12 protein-coding genes and 1 rRNA gene are annotated in these 16,048 nt (G+C 66.1%); 6 read left to right on the forward strand and 7 right to left on the reverse strand.

The features are described 5' to 3' along the window. Nucleotides 1-98 precede the first annotated feature (98 nt). From QP140_RS05585 to QP140_RS05605, 5 genes are all read left to right on the forward strand, one after another. The gene (locus tag QP140_RS05585) at nt 99-551 is read left to right on the forward strand and encodes a MarR family winged helix-turn-helix transcriptional regulator (protein WP_284758610.1); all 453 of its coding nucleotides are present in this window, start codon (nt 99-101) and stop codon (nt 549-551) included. Nucleotides 552-694: 143 nt separating this feature from the next. Further along, nucleotides 695-1,459, forward strand: coding sequence for a LamB/YcsF family protein (locus tag QP140_RS05590; RefSeq protein ID WP_284758611.1), 765 nt, complete (start codon nt 695-697; stop codon nt 1,457-1,459). Then, nucleotides 1,456-3,147 (forward strand): 5-oxoprolinase/urea amidolyase family protein, encoded by a 1,692-nt coding sequence (locus QP140_RS05595; protein WP_284758612.1) that lies wholly within the window; start codon nt 1,456-1,458, stop codon nt 3,145-3,147. Before QP140_RS05590 ends, QP140_RS05595 begins: the two co-directional genes overlap by 4 nt. Continuing rightward, nucleotides 3,144-4,946 carry an acetyl/propionyl/methylcrotonyl-CoA carboxylase subunit alpha gene (locus QP140_RS05600; RefSeq protein WP_284758613.1) on the forward strand — a complete coding sequence of 601 codons (1,803 nt, stop codon included), beginning with the start codon at nt 3,144-3,146 and terminating at the stop codon, nt 4,944-4,946. The genes QP140_RS05595 and QP140_RS05600 overlap by 4 nt, the downstream gene beginning before the upstream one ends. Before the next feature lie 172 nt (nt 4,947-5,118). Then, nucleotides 5,119-5,736 (forward strand): GntR family transcriptional regulator, encoded by a 618-nt coding sequence (locus QP140_RS05605; protein WP_284758614.1) that lies wholly within the window; start codon nt 5,119-5,121, stop codon nt 5,734-5,736. Nucleotides 5,737-5,778: 42 nt separating this feature from the next. Here QP140_RS05605 and QP140_RS05610 read toward each other — a convergent pair whose 3' ends face one another. The 3 genes from QP140_RS05610 to QP140_RS05620 form a co-directional block, all read right to left on the reverse strand. Next, entirely contained in the window at nt 5,779-6,567 is a 789-nt protein-coding gene (locus QP140_RS05610; protein WP_284758615.1) for a putative hydro-lyase, read from the reverse strand. Nucleotides 6,568-6,583: 16 nt separating this feature from the next. After that, a complete protein-coding gene (locus QP140_RS05615; protein WP_284758616.1) occupies nt 6,584-7,858 on the reverse strand; it encodes an NRAMP family divalent metal transporter in 1,275 nt (424 codons plus the stop codon). A 215-nt stretch (nt 7,859-8,073) separates the two neighbouring features. Further along, nucleotides 8,074-9,108 carry a hypothetical protein gene (locus QP140_RS05620; protein WP_284758617.1) on the reverse strand — a complete coding sequence of 345 codons (1,035 nt, stop codon included), beginning with the start codon at nt 9,106-9,108 and terminating at the stop codon, nt 8,074-8,076. Nucleotides 9,109-9,278: 170 nt separating this feature from the next. On the opposite strand from QP140_RS05620, the gene QP140_RS05625 reads away from it, so the two are divergent. Continuing rightward, nucleotides 9,279-10,484 carry a cobalamin-independent methionine synthase II family protein gene (locus QP140_RS05625; RefSeq protein WP_284758618.1) on the forward strand — a complete coding sequence of 402 codons (1,206 nt, stop codon included), beginning with the start codon at nt 9,279-9,281 and terminating at the stop codon, nt 10,482-10,484. A gap of 75 nt (nt 10,485-10,559) precedes the next feature. On the opposite strand, the gene QP140_RS05630 is transcribed toward QP140_RS05625, so the two are convergent. The 4 genes from QP140_RS05630 to rrf form a co-directional block, all read right to left on the reverse strand. Further along, the gene (locus QP140_RS05630; protein WP_284758619.1) at nt 10,560-12,077 is read right to left on the reverse strand and encodes a lipase family protein; all 1,518 of its coding nucleotides are present in this window, start codon (nt 12,075-12,077) and stop codon (nt 10,560-10,562) included. 138 nt (nt 12,078-12,215) lie between these two features. After that, nucleotides 12,216-14,990, reverse strand: a complete 2,775-nt coding sequence (locus QP140_RS05635; RefSeq protein WP_284758620.1) for an ABC transporter permease — start codon at nt 14,988-14,990, stop codon at nt 12,216-12,218. Then, nucleotides 14,990-15,760 carry an ABC transporter ATP-binding protein gene (locus tag QP140_RS05640; protein WP_284758624.1) on the reverse strand — a complete coding sequence of 257 codons (771 nt, stop codon included), beginning with the start codon at nt 15,758-15,760 and terminating at the stop codon, nt 14,990-14,992. Before QP140_RS05640 ends, QP140_RS05635 begins: the two co-directional genes overlap by 1 nt. A 208-nt stretch (nt 15,761-15,968) precedes the next feature. Next, a 5S ribosomal RNA gene (rrf, locus tag QP140_RS10420) occupies nt 15,969-16,048 on the reverse strand; the annotation flags it as partial.

Here is a 16,048-nt window from a genome sequence, read left to right on the forward strand (position 1 = left end):
GACAATTCCCAAGCGTGGCGGGCCAGCCCGCCCCGCACACCCCCTCACCACACCGCCCTAGCAGGCGACCACACCCTGAGCCCGAAAGCCCTGGTGCCATGAACTCCAACGATCGCCTCGTTGACCTCGCCGCCGAAACGCGCGAATCGATCCGCTTAAGCGTCGATATGCTCCGCCGCGTCGATCACGTCTCCGGTATCACCACCTCTCAGCTCGCCACGCTGAACGCGCTGGAAGACGGCCCGCTCACGATGTCCGAACTCGCCGAAGCTAAGGACGTCGCCCAGCCGACGATGAGCCAGCATGTCTCCCGCCTCGAGGGATTGGGCCACGTGCGCCGCGTCTCGACGCCGGAGGACGGGCGCATCGTCCGCGTCGAACTCACCCAGCACGGCAAAGAGGTCGCAGAAAAGGCCAACCGCGCCCGCGACGAGGTCGTCGCCGCAGCGCTCGAGCAGCTCTCCGATGAGCAGCATTCGGCCCTTCACGAAGGAATCAGCATCCTCCGCGGGCTTGCCGAACAGTTCCTCAAGTCCGACCAGGGCAAGTAGCTCGCAGCCGGCATGGGATCGCCGGCGACTCATCAGCAGCGCACGGGGTAGAACCCCCGAGAAGCAGCATCCAGCTTCGCCAGAAACGTGACGCAGCGTACACTCGAGGTACTGTTCAACAATTTCTGGAGGAGCTGATCCTTTTGACCTCCGCACAGTTCATCGACTTAAACGCCGATCTCGGAGAATCAAACGCCGGCAATCCGGTGAGTGACGACGCAGCCATGATCCGCGTCGTCTCCTCTGCGAATACCGCCTGCGGCTTCCACGCCGGTGACCCGCACGACATCGCCAAGACCCTCGAGGCTGCCGCCGAGCGCGGCGTGACCATCGGAGCCCACGTCGGCTACCGCGACAAGCCCGGCTTCGGCCGCCGCTTCATCGACTACGCTCCCGCCGAGCTTGCAGACGAGGTGCTGTACCAAATCGGCGCCCTCGACGCACTGGCCCGCTCGCGCGGCACGAAGGTCTCCTACGTCAAGCCCCACGGCGCGCTCTACAACACGATCGTGCACCACGAGGCCCAGGCCCAGGCCGTCGTCGACGGAGTGAAGGCCTTCGGCGACCTGCCCCTGCTGCTGCTCCCCGGCTCCATCGCGATCGAGAAGGCCGAGGCCGCCGGGCTGCGCGCCGTCCGTGAGGCCTTTGCTGACCGCAATTACAACCCGGACGGCACCCTGGTCTCCCGCCGCGAGTCCAACGCCGTCCTCCACGACCCGGACGCCGTGGCCGAGCGTGTCCTCCGCCTCGCCACCGAGGGCACTCTCACCGCAGTGGACGGCAGCGAGATCAGCATCGGGGCCGAATCCGTATGCATCCACGGGGACTCCCCCGGCGCGGTCGCCATGGCCGAGCACATCGCTGCCCGACTGGATAGCGAAGGCATTGCAGTGAGGTCCTTCCTATGACCGACGCATCCCTGGCACCGCGCACCATCCACCGGGCGGGCACCCGCGCTCTCCTGGTCGACCTACCCGACCTCGCGGAGGTCATGACCTGGCACGCCGCGCTGACGGCCCAGCCGCTGGCCGGTCAGACCTCGGCCATCGCCGCCGCCCGCACCGTGCTGCTGGAGTTCGCCACCCCGCGTGATGCCCAGCGTGCGGTGGAAACGCTGGCCGGGTTCTCCCCCGCTGCTGCTGGCCAGACCACCCCACGTGAGGTCACGATCGACGTGATCTATGACGGCGAGGACCTGGCCAGCACCGCCGAGCACCTGAGCATCAGCACCGAGGAACTCATCAACCGCCACACCAGCCAGGCGTGGATGGCCGCCTTCGGTGGCTTCGCGCCCGGCTTCACCTACTGCGTGCCTGCCGACGCCAGCACCAGCGAGGGGGCCGAGAACTTCGAGTGGAACGTGCCCCGGCGCGCCAACCCCCGCACCGCGGTGCCCGCGGGTGCGGTCGGCCTGGCCGGCGAGTTCTCCGCCGTCTACCCGCGCCAGTCCCCCGGTGGCTGGCAGCTGCTCGGCCACACCAAGACCCCCATGTGGGACCCAAGCGCCGAACACCCGGCGTTGCTGAACCCCGGCGATATCGTGCGTTACCGCGCGGTCCGCGCCGAGGCCAGCGGCGCGGCGTCCTCGAATGCGGGGTCCGGCAAGGCGGCCTCCCAGCACAACCGCACCCAGGCGGCGATCCTTGGTCGCCCGGTCGCGACACTCACGGACGCCGGCCTGCTCAGCCTCGTGCAGGACCGCGGCCGCCCGGGCCACGGCGATATTGGTGTGACCCGCTCCGGCGCGCTCGACCGGGCGAGCGCCCGCGCAGCCAACGCCGCGGTGGGCAACCGCTCCAGCGCCGCCGTGATTGAGAACATCGGCGGACTGCGCATCACCGCGAACGTGGACACCGTCCTCGCGGTCACCGGTGCAGAGGCCACGGTGGAGGTCAGCACCCGCAGCGGACAGCAGGCAACCAAGACCCTCGCGCAGCCGATCGGGCTGCTCGCGGGCGAGGAGCTCGCCGTGCACCCCACCGGCACCGGGGCCCGCAGCTACGTGGCGATCCGCGGCGGGCTCGCCACGGATACCGTCCTCGATTCCGCCGCGAGTGACGTCCTATCCGGAATGGGGCCGGCACCACTTGCGGACGGCGACGTACTCAAGGCCGGGAAAGCCACGCGCACCGCGGTGGACCCCACCATCCTCAACCCGGCGGACAGCACGAACGCCGCAACCCTGCGTTGCGTCCTCGGCCCCCGCGACAACTGGTTCGCAGAGCAGACCGTGCAGGACTTCCTCAGCACAACCTGGGAGGTCTCTGGCCAGTCCAACCGCATCGGGCTGCGCATGACCGGCCCCGAGGGTGCCGAGTTGACCCGCGAGCGCGAGGAGGAGCTGGCTAGCGAAGGCATGCTGCCCGGCTCCATTCAGGTCCCACCCAATGGCCTGCCCGTGCTCTTCCTCGCCGACCACCCCGTCACCGGCGGGTACCCCGTCATCGCGACGGTCATCCCAGAGGACATGGACGCCGCCGGTCAGCTCCCGCCCGGCAGCACCGTCACCTTCCGTGCCGTCGACCCCGATACGCTGGCAGAACTGCCGATCAACCCCACCGACCAGAACACCGATACCCAGGAGGAAGAACAGTGAGCACCTTCTACAACGAACAACCGACCCCAGCACTGCCGCTGAAGAAGGTTCTCATCGCCAACCGTGGCGAGATCGCCGTGCGCATCGCGCGCGCCGCTCGCGACCTGGGCATCGAGTCGGTCGCGGTGTACTCCGACGCGGATGCCGATAACCAGCACCCCGTTTTTGCGGACGAGGCCTACCCGCTGCGCGGGGAATCCGCCGCCGATACCTACATGAACATCCCAGCGCTGCTGGACATCGCGGCCCGCAGCGGCGCGGACTGCGTGCACCCGGGCTACGGCTTCCTCGCCGAGAACGCAGACTTCGCCCGCGCCGTGCAGGACGCCGGGCTGGTGTGGGTCGGCCCCTCCCCGGAGGCCATCGAGACCCTGGGCGATAAGGTCGCTGCCCGCCAGCTGGCCACCAAGGTCGGCGCCCCGCTGGCCCCCGGCACCGATCAGCCGATCGAGAGCTGGGAGGAGGCCCGGGACTTCGCTGCCGAGCACGGCATGCCGATCGCCATCAAGGCTGCCTTCGGTGGCGGTGGTCGCGGCCTGAAGGTCGTGCACGAGGAAGCGGATATCGAGGAGGGCTTCGCCTCCGCGGGCCGCGAGGCCAAGGCAGCCTTCGGTCGCGGCGAGTGCTACGTGGAGAAGTTCCTCACCAAGCCGCGCCACGTCGAGGCCCAGGTGCTGGCGGATACCCACGGCAACGTCCGCATCGTCGGTACCCGCGACTGCTCCGTGCAGCGCCGCTTCCAGAAGCTCGTCGAGGAGGCCCCGGCGCCGTTCCTGACTGATGAGCAGAACACGTCCATCTACGAAGGCGCCCGCGAGATCTGCCGCGAGGCTGGCTACACCGGCGCTGGCACGGTGGAGTTCATCGTCGCCGAGGACGGCACCGTCTCCTTCCTCGAGGTCAACACCCGCGTCCAGGTCGAGCACCCGGTCACCGAGGTGGTCTCCGGGGTGGACATCGTCCAGGAACAGTTCCGCATCGCCGCTGGCCTGGAGCTCTCCTTCGACGCCGACCCCGTCCCGACCGGCCACGCCTTTGAGTTCCGCATCAATGCCGAGGACGCCGCGAACGGCTTCGTCCCCTGCCCGGGTCTGGTCCGGACCTTCGAGCCACCAACCGGCCCCGGCGTCCGCGTCGACACCGGCGTGCGCTCCGGGTCTACCATCCCAGGCAGCTACGACTCGCTGATCGCGAAGCTCATCGTGTGGGGTCCGAACCGCCAAGTGGCGCTGCGCCGCTCTGAGGAGGCGCTGCGGGACCTGAAGATCGAGGGCGTGCGCACGGTCATCCCGTTCCACAAGGACATCATCCACCACCCGGCCTTCGCCGAGGATCACCTGGATGTGTACACGGATTGGGTGGATAAGGAGTACGTCCCGGGCTTCGGGGATGGCAACACTGACGTGGAGGCCGCATACACGGAGCGCACGGAAGTCAACATCGAGATCGACGGCAAGCTGCACCGGGTGGGCCTGCCGATGAGCGTGCTCTCCGGGCTGGGCGCGGCCCCAGCGCAGGGGGCGGCCGGATCTGAGAGCGCGGCAGCGCAGAGCTCCGCCGGTTCCGCTGCATCCGAACCGGCTGGTGAAGATGCCATCACCTCCCCCTACGCTGGTGTGCTCATCAGCTGGAAGGTCGAGGACGGCGCTGAGGTCGCGGAGGGCGACACCGTGGCGATCATCGAGGCGATGAAGATGGAATCCCCGGTCAAGGCGCCGACTGCGGGCACGCTGCGTCGCTCTGATATCGCCGAGGGCGGCTCCGTGGCTCAGGGCGAGGTCCTGGCCCGGATCAGCTAGAGGCTCAAAAACGGGCTAGTAGCGGCTCACGCTACTGCCTAGCTCTCCCCTCGCACGCCAGGCCCCACGGGTGTTGATCCGCCCCGTGGGGCCTCGTCCTATGCGCTAGGTTGCCCCCTTAACCGCGTCCTGGCTTCGTGCCCTGCAGCGGCGTTGCCTAGGATTGTTCATCATGAGGTCCCAAACGGTCGCCAATCAACTCCGCCAGGAGATCTCCCGCGGGCGCTATCAGCCGGGGGAAAAGCTCAACGAGGTGCAGCTCGCTGAGCACTTGGACGTGTCTCGAAATACCCTGCGCGAAGGCTTCGCCGAGCTCGCTAGCCAGGGCCTGGTGACCCGAATCCACCACCGTGGCGTGTTCATCGCCAAGCCCACCGTGGCAGATGTCGCGGACTTCTATACCGCCCGCGCCTTCATCGAACCGAATGCGCTGCGCACCGCGGATGTGGACGTCCCCCGCCTCTCGACGATCGTCGCAGCGGCAGAACAGGCCCTCGAGGAGGGGGACCTGGTGAAGGTCGCGGACGCGAACCAGCGCTTCCACCGGGTCATCGTCGCTGGGGTGGGCTCCTCGATGGTCGAAGATATGATGGACCGCATTCTCGCGCTCATGCGCCTGGCCTTCCTCCAAGTCCTGGAGGCGGAGCCCGAGTTTCATGCCCCCTTCGTGGCAAAGAATCGCGAAGTCATGGACGCCCTCGAGAGGATGGACTTCAACGAGGCCGCGGACATCCTGGAAGACTCGCTCATCTCCACCCCCACCGCGGTTCAGAAGTACCTCTCCCACTAACCCTCTGGCCCCACTATCCCCCTTGCGCCGAAAGGACGCGTTTTAGGGAACCTGGTATTGCAGGTCACGAGCGTCGGTGACCAGCATGTGCCCCGGCGCGTGGGCGATCGCCAGGCTGGGCTTGGCCTCCATCACCGCGGCCTGCGGGGTCACACCACAGGCCCAGAACACCGGGATGTGCCCGTCCGGGATCTCGACGGCGTCGCCGTAGTCGGGGGACGCGAGGTCACTAATACCGATCGCGGCTGGGTCCCCCACGTGCACCGGCGCACCGTGGACCGCCGGGTAGCGGGAGGTCACCCGGACGGCGTCCGCAATCTGGGACGCCGGGATCGGCCGCATCGAGACGACCAGCGGACCGTGGAACCTCCCGGCGGGGGCGGTCGGAATGGACGTCTTATACATCGGGACATTGCGCCCCTGCTCGATATGGGCGACCGGGATGCCGTTATCCAGCAGGGCACCTTCGAAGGTGAAGGAGCAGCCGATGAGGAAGCTGACGAGATCGTCGCGCCAGAACTCGGTGACGTCCTGGTACTCGCCTGCCAGCTCACCGTCGCGGTAGACGCGGTACTTCGGGATGTCGGTGCGAATGTCCCCGCCGGGCAGCAGCTCGGAGTTCAGTTGCCCCGGCTCCAGCACCCCGAGAATGGGGCAAGGCTTGGGGTTGCGCTGGGCGAAGAGCAGGAAGTCGAAGGCGTATTCCTTCGGCAGGACCATGAGGTTGGCCTGCGCGTAACCATCCGAGTAACCGGCGGATGGGACGGCCAGGCCAGCACGGAAGGCGGCACGGGCGGCCGCCGGCGACATCTCGTGCGTGCTGGTGCTCATCTCAACCCCACCTCGCTTAGGCCCACATGGCGGCGATCCCGGACAGGGAGCGCCAGCCGAGCCAGAGGGTCAGTAGCCAGGTGATCGCGCCGATGGACCACAGCCACACCGGGTACTTGTAGCCCTGCAGCAGGTCCCGGCGACGCCAGGCCACCCACAGCACCACGCCGAAGCCGATCGGCAGGATCAGGCCGTTGAATGCACCGGCGAAGATCAGCAGCTTCTGCGGCGCCTGGTTGAGCACGACGTAGGCGACGGTACAGACCAGGATGAACGCGAGAGTCAGCAAGTTGCGGGTGCGTGGCGCGATCTTCTGCGTGGTCACGAAGGTCACGGAGGTGAAGGACGCACCGATGACGGAGGTCAGGCCCGCGGCCCACAGGACGATGCCGAAGAAGCGGACGCCGATCTCGCCGGCGGCGGCGCGGAAGGCATCGGCGGCGATGTTGTCGCCGGACAGGGCCACGCCGGACGCGACGACGCCGAAGATAGCGAGGAAGAGCAGGGTGCGCATCACGCCGGTGACGAGGATGCCGGTGACGGAGACGCGGGTGATGTCCTTGGCGTGCTCCGGGCCGGTCAGGCCGGAGTCGATGAGGCGGTGGGCGCCGGAGAAGGTGATGTAGCCGCCGACGGTGCCGCCGATCAGGGTGGTGATGATGACGAAGTCGATCTCGTCCGGGACCACGGTTTGCTTCAGGGCTTCGCCGACGGGTGGGGCGGACACGATGGCCACGTAGATCATCAGCAGGATCATCAGGGCGCCAAGGATCACGACGATGCGGTCGAGGGCCGCGCCGGCCCACTTGGAGAGGAAGACCAGGGCGGCGACCAGCGCGGAGATCGCGCCACCGATGATGGGGTCGACGCCGAGCATCGCGTTCGTTCCGAGGCCGGCACCACCGATGTTTCCGATGTTGAAGATCAGGCCGCCGACGAAGACGAACGCGCCCATGATCCAGCCGAGGCCTGGGAGAACGGCATTGCCGAGCTCATTGGCACGCATCCCGGAGACGCCGAGGACGCGCCAGACATTGAGCTGAATGGCAATGTCGACGAGGATGGAGACCAGAATTGCGAAGGCGAAGGCCGCCCCCAGCTGGACGGTGAACACGCTAGTCTGCGTGATGAAGCCGGGCCCAATGGCGCTGGTGGCCATCAGGAACATGGCGCCCATCGTGGTTGCGCGGGCGGCGCGTCGCTTTGCCTTAGTGGCCTTGGCGTCAGTGCTATCCGCTGGGGTGGAGGCTACTCCGGGCTTTGTTTCAGCCTGCTTGGGATTCGTGGTCATAGTCGCACCTTTCCATCAGTGATTTAGGTCACCTTAGAGGATTGTTCAACGAAGGCCAAGGACGGGGGTAATCCCACTCTCCCCACGTCGGGACACTTGTGGCGTCGGGGGACGACCGGCGGGGCAGCAGCCGGGCAGCAGCCGGGAAGCAGCCGCAATGCCCCAGTACGCACGAGCGCCACCCCACCCCTACCGCGACATGCAGCGGTCGCCCCTTAGCGGCCAGCGAGCCACTTCCCGGCCGCGCCCACCCGCTCGCGCCACACGGTCGGCGGAGCGATAATGTGCTCGCTCGGGAATTCCTGGGTATCAACCTCGGAGAACACCGACTCCACGAAGCTAGCCGCGCGCTCCGCCGGGGTAGCACGCGAGTCCTCGCTGGCAATAGAAAGCAGTACCGGAATACCCAGCTTCTCCCCCTCCAGTTCCTCCAGCGGGCCCGCAATACGTGGGCTCAGCGCTGCCACCCACGCCGCGTCGCGCAGGGCGTGCGTCGCGGCAACCAGGCCAGAGCCAAAGGCCACGATGCCAGTCCTGTTCTCATCGCACCCCAGGGCCTCGGCGCTGCCGCGCACGGCGTCGAAGGCCTGTCCCACGGCCGTGACCGTGGCCTCCCAGCCCCGCGCTCCATCGCCACCAACCAGGGGCAGCGGATAGGTCAGATCCACGATGGTGACGCCGGACTGCTGGGCCAGCGCTGCGAACAGTGGCTGCCAGAGCTGCTCGTGCGCCTGCCGATCACCGAACCAGCCCGGCCCGCCGTGGAGAGAGATCGCGAGCGCGCCGGTGGGCTCGTCCGGGCGCAGCACCGTCGCACCCACGCCTTGTGGAAGCTCAGCAACACCAGGCTGCCCCACCGGCCACGCCGCGGAGCTCACACCTGCTCGGCAGAAGGCCACGTGCGGCATCGCGTGATCCAGGCCTGCGCCCAACACCAGCTGGCTACTGTGCGTCAACAGGTCAGGAACCTTCGACCACATGCGCTCCGTCGAGGCTTTAAGATCCTGCGGAACTGGCTGACCCTGCTGCGTGTATTCCACCCCTTCGTCGGTCGTCAGGGAACGGAAAATCTCCGGGTAATTGTCCTCAAAAAAGTTATTGAGCTGCACCAGCTGCTCGGCTGGGGTCAGTGGCGCCACGCCTTCCTGCACATCGCGGTGCGCCCCCGGCAGGCTCGCGATATCCGAGTTCGGGGTTGCCCCTAGGCTCTTGGAGTTCTGATCAGTGCTTTTCTTCTCGCCATCGGTCATGCCCCCGATCTTAGTTCCCCTCGCAGACGCAGCCCCGGACACGGTACGAGCATGCCGCAACTCGCTGCCAGACCCACTCATTCAGAACGTCTCCCGGCATAGATACACTGGGCAGCATCCACAGCCAGTGGCAACGCTGGCCCCACGACCAAGGAAAGCGAAAACAGACGATGAGCGTCAACATCAAAACCACGCACGTCGGCAGCCTGCCGCGTACGAAGGAACTACTCGAGGTCAACAACAAATTCGCCGCCGGCGAGATCGAGCGTGAGGACTTCCTGGGCATCCTGCAGGAGTCCATCGACAAGGTCGTCGCCAAGCAGCACGAGATGGGCATCAGCATCATCAACGAGGGCGAATACGGCCACGTCACCAGCGGTGCCGTGGACTACGGCGCCTGGTGGAACTACAGCTTCTCCCGCCTGGGTGGGCTGACCATGACCGACGAGGACCGCTGGGCCAACCAGGAGGCCATCCGCTCCGAGCCGGGCAACATCCGCCTGACCAGCTTCGCCGACCGCCGTGACCGCACCCTCTTCCGCGAGGCATACGAGGACCCGGCCTCCGGCATCCTCGCCAACCGCGCCTCCGTCGGTAACCCGAAGATCACCGGCCCGATCACGTACATCGGCAAGGACCAGATCGACACCGACGTCCAGCTGCTGACCACCGCCATGAAGAAGACCGGCGCCACCGAGGGCTTCGTCGCCGCCCTGTCCCCGGGATCCGCGGCCCGACTGAAGAACGAGTACTACGAGACGGACGATGACATCGTCTGGGCCTGCGCCGACGCGATGGCAGAAGAGTACCGCGCCATCACTGACGCCGGACTGACCGTATCCATCGATGACCCGTCACTGGCGGAGTCCTGGGACCAGATCAACCCGGAGCCGTCCATCGAGGACTACCGGGCGTACATCCGCACCCGTGTGGACGCCATCAACCACGCCGTGAAGGATCTGCCGCGCGAGCAGACCCGCCTGCACATCTGCTGGGGTTCCTGGCACGGCCCGCACGTCACCGACGTGCCATTCGGCGATATCGTCGAGGAAATTCTGCGCGCTGAGGTCGGCGGTTACTCCTTCGAGGGCGCTTCCCCGCGCCACGCGCATGAGTGGCGTGTCTGGCAGGACCACAAGCTGCCGGAGGGCACCGTGATCTACCCGGGCGTGGTCTCCCACTCCACGAATGTGGTGGAGCACCCGCGCCTGGTCGCAGACCGCATCATCCAGTTCGCTGAACTCGTCGGCCCGGAGAACGTCATCGCGTCGACGGACTGCGGCCTGGGCGGTCGCCTCCACGAGCAGATCGCATGGGCGAAGCTGCAGTCCCTGGTTGAGGGTGCAGAAATCGCCAGCCGCGAGCTCAACGGCTAAAAGCCCACAGCATGCGCTGCGGGCTTCGCCTGAGCCGCCGACCGGCGACCCGCTGGCACTAGCTTCGGCTAGCGCTTAGTCCCGGGCGGAGCTGCCCAGGAAGGGCTGGCTGGAACCCAGGAGGCCATAGCCCTCGGAGGAGGACTGGCTGGAGCCCTGCAGGGAGGACTCGGTGGTGTAGTCTCCACCCTCCCCCTTGACCGGCAGGTCGTTGAAGCGGGCGATGATGAAGTCCAGGCCGTACGGGGCACCGGTCGCGGCCTGGGCGAGGTGGTTGTACTCGCCGATCGGTGGCATGAAGTCATCCTTGTAGACGACGCTGGCGCCCTTATCGCGCCAGGTCTTCGCCAGAACCTTCGCCTGGTTGTACTCGACGTTGCCGTCGTAGCGGCCAGAGACGATCATCACCGGAGCCTCAGGCTTGCCGTTGCCGATCTTCTGATCCGCCAGGGCCTTCTGCGCCGCCGGCATGTCCTTGAGCAGCTCGGTCAGGGAGCGGCCGTCCTTGGTCCAGTTGCGAGTCTCCTGGTGGCCGAAGTTGTCCATGATCTCGTCGGTGCACATCTCAGCGGTCGCAGCCAGGGCCTTCTCGCCCTCCTCGTTGAGGTGCTCCTCCAGCAGCGGACGCAGCTCCGGGTAGCGGGCCAGCATGCCGTTGATGGTGAAGCCGATCGCGCCCATCAGGTCAGAGCCGTCAATGTTCTGCTGCACGGCGTTCAGGTCTGCCGGTGGCGCGGAGGCATAGGCACCCGCGACGTCGAGATCCTTGCCGTAGTTCGGTGCCTCCTCGACGGCCGCGGTGGACGCGCCGCCACCCTGGGAGTGGCCGTAGAAGGCGACCTTGCCGAACTTCCCACCGTTCTTCTCGACGATGTTGCGCGCCGCGCGGCCCGCATCGATCATCGCGTGGGCCTGGTCGAGACGGTTCATGTAGGTGTGAACCTCGTCGGTGCCCATGCCGATGTAGTCGGTGACGATGACGCGCACGCCGTACTTGGCGAACGCGACGTCGTAGATGCCCTCGAGGTTGACACCACGGCCACTCTGGACAGGGTCCTGGAGGTTGTGCAGCGGCCAGTTGCGGGTCGGGGCACACTTATCACCCTGGCCGACGGTGCCGCGGCCGATGATGACGGTCGGGCGCTCGCCCTTACCCTTCCACTCGGTGCGCGGCTCCATGATGTAGCCGGTCACCGGGGTGAGCTCGCCGTGAGCGTTGGTGGTGGTGTACATGATGCGGTCGACGGTCTTCGGGACGTAGCCCTTCATGCCCCGCGGTGCGGGGTTGTAGGGCACGGTCTCGGTCTTGAGGATCTCGCCCGGGGTGGTCGTGGTGACGCCAGCGGTGTCGTAGAAGGCGTCATTATCGCCCTGCTCCGGCGCCTTCCCCGTGCCGGAAGATCCGAGAGCCCCGCCCTCGCTGGAACCAACGGAGGACAGCGTTGCGCCGAAATCCTGATCCTTCGAGGAGGATTCGTCAGCGTGAGCGACGAACCCGGCCCCTGCGATCAGAGTGGTGGAAAGAATACTGGTGGCAATGAAAGATGCGGAACGAGCACGCCACGGCTGTCCCCCTCGTGTGATCTTCGTCATAGAGGGGATTAAACATCACACATTGGTAATTTGTTGGCAAAACGAAGTATTTGCCTTAAGAAAACTATATTTGCGCTGGTCGTGGCCCGGCGCACACATCACCGTGGCTGCCAGCTACCTCAGCGGCGGCTGGCTTCCCTAATCCGCGATGGCCTCCAGCGGAGGGGTACGCCCCGCCTTGATCGCAGGCCAGGCGGCGGCAACCACGCCCACGAGCGCGGAGCCAAGGAGCATGAGCACCAGCTGCAGCCACGGGACGGCGAGTTCTTCCAGCCCCTCCCCCGCGAGGACCGTGACGAAAGCCCAGCCCAGGCCGAGCCCGATGAGGACGCCAACAATCGCCCCATAGACCGCGATCTGCACGGCCTCCAGGGTGATCATGCGGCGGATCTGGCCACGCATCGTGCCGATCGCGCGAAGCATGCCGATCTCCTGACGCCGTTCGATGACGTTCAGTGCCAGCGTGTTCACGATCCCGAGAATGGCCACGACAATGGCCAGTGCGAGCAGCGCGTAGAGGATGTTCAGCATCTGGTCGACCATGACGGCAGCCTCACCCGAGGCCTCCGCTGGGGTGAGGACCTGAACCACGATGTAGTCCCTCGTGGCCTCCCGAAGCTCTTCTTGGAGCTCGGTCGGCACGCTCTGCTCACCGCCGCCCTCCCCCGGCGCCGCGGTGACCATAAGGGCCATGATCTGGCCGGGCCACTGCCCCTGAGCGGAGGGCTGCACGCCCTCCACGCCGGCCCGACTCAACACGTAGGGCCCGAGCGCCTGATTTGGCTCGTAGGTACCGAGCAGAGGGAGTTTCTTTCCGGCGGGGGTCTTGCCGAGGTGGACCGGGTAGCTTTCGCCGACCTTCCAGCCGTGGGAGGCCGCGGTCTTGGTGTCCGCGATGAAGCCCTCTTCCGCGAGATCTGTTGTGCCCTCGACGGTGTCGACCGCGATGCCGTCGTTGGGGTTACCCCCGTAGTAGTTCGCGAAGGGCTGCCCGGCGAAAGCGCCGATGCCCTCGATGTTCACGAGGGAGCTACCCAGCACTCCGACGGCGCCCACCCCAGGGGTCTCCTGCACCGCACCGACGGCACCGTTGGGGACAGGGAACCCGCTATTCGACGGCCCCGTCGCCACGAAGTCGGCCTTCACCGCGGTTTCGGTCACCTCGGCCACGGAGGCCTTCATCGACGCTCCCAGCATCCCCACGGCCCCGACGAGAGCAAGCCCCAAAGTGAGGGCGAAGGCAGTGGTGGCGGTGCGCCGTGGGTTCCGGGCGGAGTTCTTCCGCGCGAGTGCGCCGACGGTGCCGAAAGGCAGCCCAACGACCCGGCCGATCGCTGGCACAGCGCGACGCGCGACCGCCGGTGAAGCCAGGAACGTCCCCAGGATGACAAGGACCGCAGCGGCCCCGACCAGAATGGCCCGCGTCTTCGTGCTCCAGCCGTCACCGAGCGCCCCGGCTAGCGCGACTGCGACGCCGACCGCGAAGGCGATCCCGCCGGCAATGGTGCGCCCCACCAGAGAGCTGGAGCTGCTGGCGTCCCCGGAACGCATAGCCTCGACGGGACGAGTGGCCCCAGCACTGCGGGCGGGTGCCCACGCACTGAGGATGGTGACGAGCACTCCGACGATCATGGGGAGCGCGACCGCCAATGGTGTCAGGACGATCCCGCCAGCGGGGAGTCCCGCACCAGTGCTTTCGAGAACCGCATAGATGACCTTGACTAGCCCCATTCCGGCGAGCACGCCGAGAGCCGAGCCAAGGACACCCACCACCGCGGCCTCGAGAACAACGGACGCGGTGAGTTGGCCACGGGAGACGCCCAGGGCGCGGAGCAGAGCAAATTCCCGCATCCGCTGCGCCACGATCATCGAGAAGGTGTTCGCGATGATGAAGGTCCCGACCAGCAGACCCACGAGACCGAAGGCGACCAGGAAGTAGCTGACGAAGCTCAGCGCCTTCGAGATCTCAGCGGAAAGCTCCTCGGAGACCTCCTCCCCCGTCTGGACGCTGTAGGGGAACTCGGCGGCCAAACTATCGACAAGTTCTGCCGCTGTGGTGCCTTGGGCCGCGCCGACGTAAAGGGTGCGTGGCTCCCCGGACTGGAGGAATTTTTCCTTAAAGGTGTCGGCGGCAACTGATAGCCCGATGAAGCCGCCGGTTTCGATATCGGAATCGTAAATACCGGTGACGGTGACCTCGTCCTGCGCCCGCGACGTGACGACCTTCAGCCGGTCCCCCACCTTGACGCCATGGGCCTCTGCGGCGCTGGCGTTGATCGCAACGTCACCAGTGTCTGTGGGCGCGGCGCCATCGACGATATGAGTCTCGCCTTTAACCGATTCTTCGCCGTTGTAGAAGGGCTGCAGCATCGTTGGCGCAGGGGCGGAGTTCAAAGTCTCGCCGTTTTCCCTGGCGGCGACTGCTTGCACCTGGTCAGCGATATTCACCTGGCTGACTTGGGGCATCTCTTGGATACGACGGAGATCGTCCTCACTGATGCGACGACTGGACACCGCCTGAGGTTGCGCCGCTGCACGGTCGGCCGGTGCCCCGGTGGCCTCCGGCATCTCGCTGATAGCTTGGCCCTCGCCAGCGGTTTCGGGTCTGTCCCCAGAATTTTTTTGTTCCGCACCGGTGGGCTGAGCGTCCCCACCGTCGCTGGTGCCACCGTGTGGGGAGGGCGAGGCGCTCACCACAGCATCGACGTTCTTCATCTCCCCGTCGACGAGCGAGTCAAAGGTTCGGGAGAGTCCCGCTGTGAACATGAGGGAGCCTGCGATAAACGCGGTTCCGAGAACAACGGCGAGGACTGTCAGCAGCAGCCTGACCTTATGTGCGGCAATGGCACGAAGGCTCAGGCGCCCTACCGCTGCTGCCCCACTGGCGCGAGCCCCTTTGGTGCGCTTGGGCATCAGTAGTCCTCGATTCGGCTCATCGTCGAGAGGATGTCTTCGGCAGTTGGGCTTTCCAATTCGTGGACAACCTTGCCGTCCGCGAGGAAAAGCACCCGGTCGGCGTAACTGGCTGCCTTGGGGTCGTGAGTCACAATGACGACGGTCTGGTCGTCGTGGTCCACCGCAGTGCGGAGGATATCGAGGACCTCTTGGGAACTGTTGGAGTCTAGGTTGCCGGTTGGTTCGTCGCCGAAGATGATCTCGGGTCGGGCGACGAGGGCGCGAGCGCAGGCGACGCGTTGTTGCTGGCCGCCCGAGAGCTCACTGGGTCGGTGATGAAGTCGTTCTGCCAGACCGAGGCGGGTGGTGACTTCTTGAAACCAGGAAGAATCAACCTTCTTGCCGGCAACATCCAGAGGCAGGGTGATGTTTTCGGCGGCGGTCAAGGTCGGGACCAGGTTAAAGGCCTGGAAAATAAATCCGAGGCGATCGCGGCGCAGGCTTGTAATCTGCTTTTCGTTGAGTTCAGAAAGTTCAGTGTCGCCGATGTAGGTCTGGCCACTGGTGGGGCTGTCGAGGGCTGCCATGCAGTGCATAAGCGTTGACTTCCCAGACCCGGAGGGCCCCATGATCGCTGTGAAGCGGTTTTTCTCGAAGGCAACGTCCACGTGGTCGAGAGCCTTCACTTGGGCCTCGCCGTGGCCATAGGTCTTGACCAGATTCACAGCGCGTGCGGCTACGCCTGCTTCAGGCGTTAGGGGCGATTGTTCGGCACCACGGGTAGCCATGGTTGTGACCTCCATAACCGGGTTCTTCTCACCACACATGATCGTTAATAAGTATGAGGCACTGCGGTGAGGAGGCCAAAATGCGTGTGCCACCTAGAGGAAATTGTCGCAGGGGACCACAGGACATAAGGGGCAACGCAAAAAGCAGCGAGCCGAACCTGTCCCTAAGGACGAGATCCAGCTCGCTGCTTCTTATTATCACGTTTAATGCCGGCGGCGTCTTACTCTCCCACACCCTCCCAGGTGCAGTACCATCAGCGCAGGTAGGCTTAGCTTCCGGGTTCGGAA

Source organism: Corynebacterium sp. UMB9976, assembly GCF_030212265.1.
GTDB lineage: Bacteria > Actinomycetota > Actinomycetes > Mycobacteriales > Mycobacteriaceae > Corynebacterium.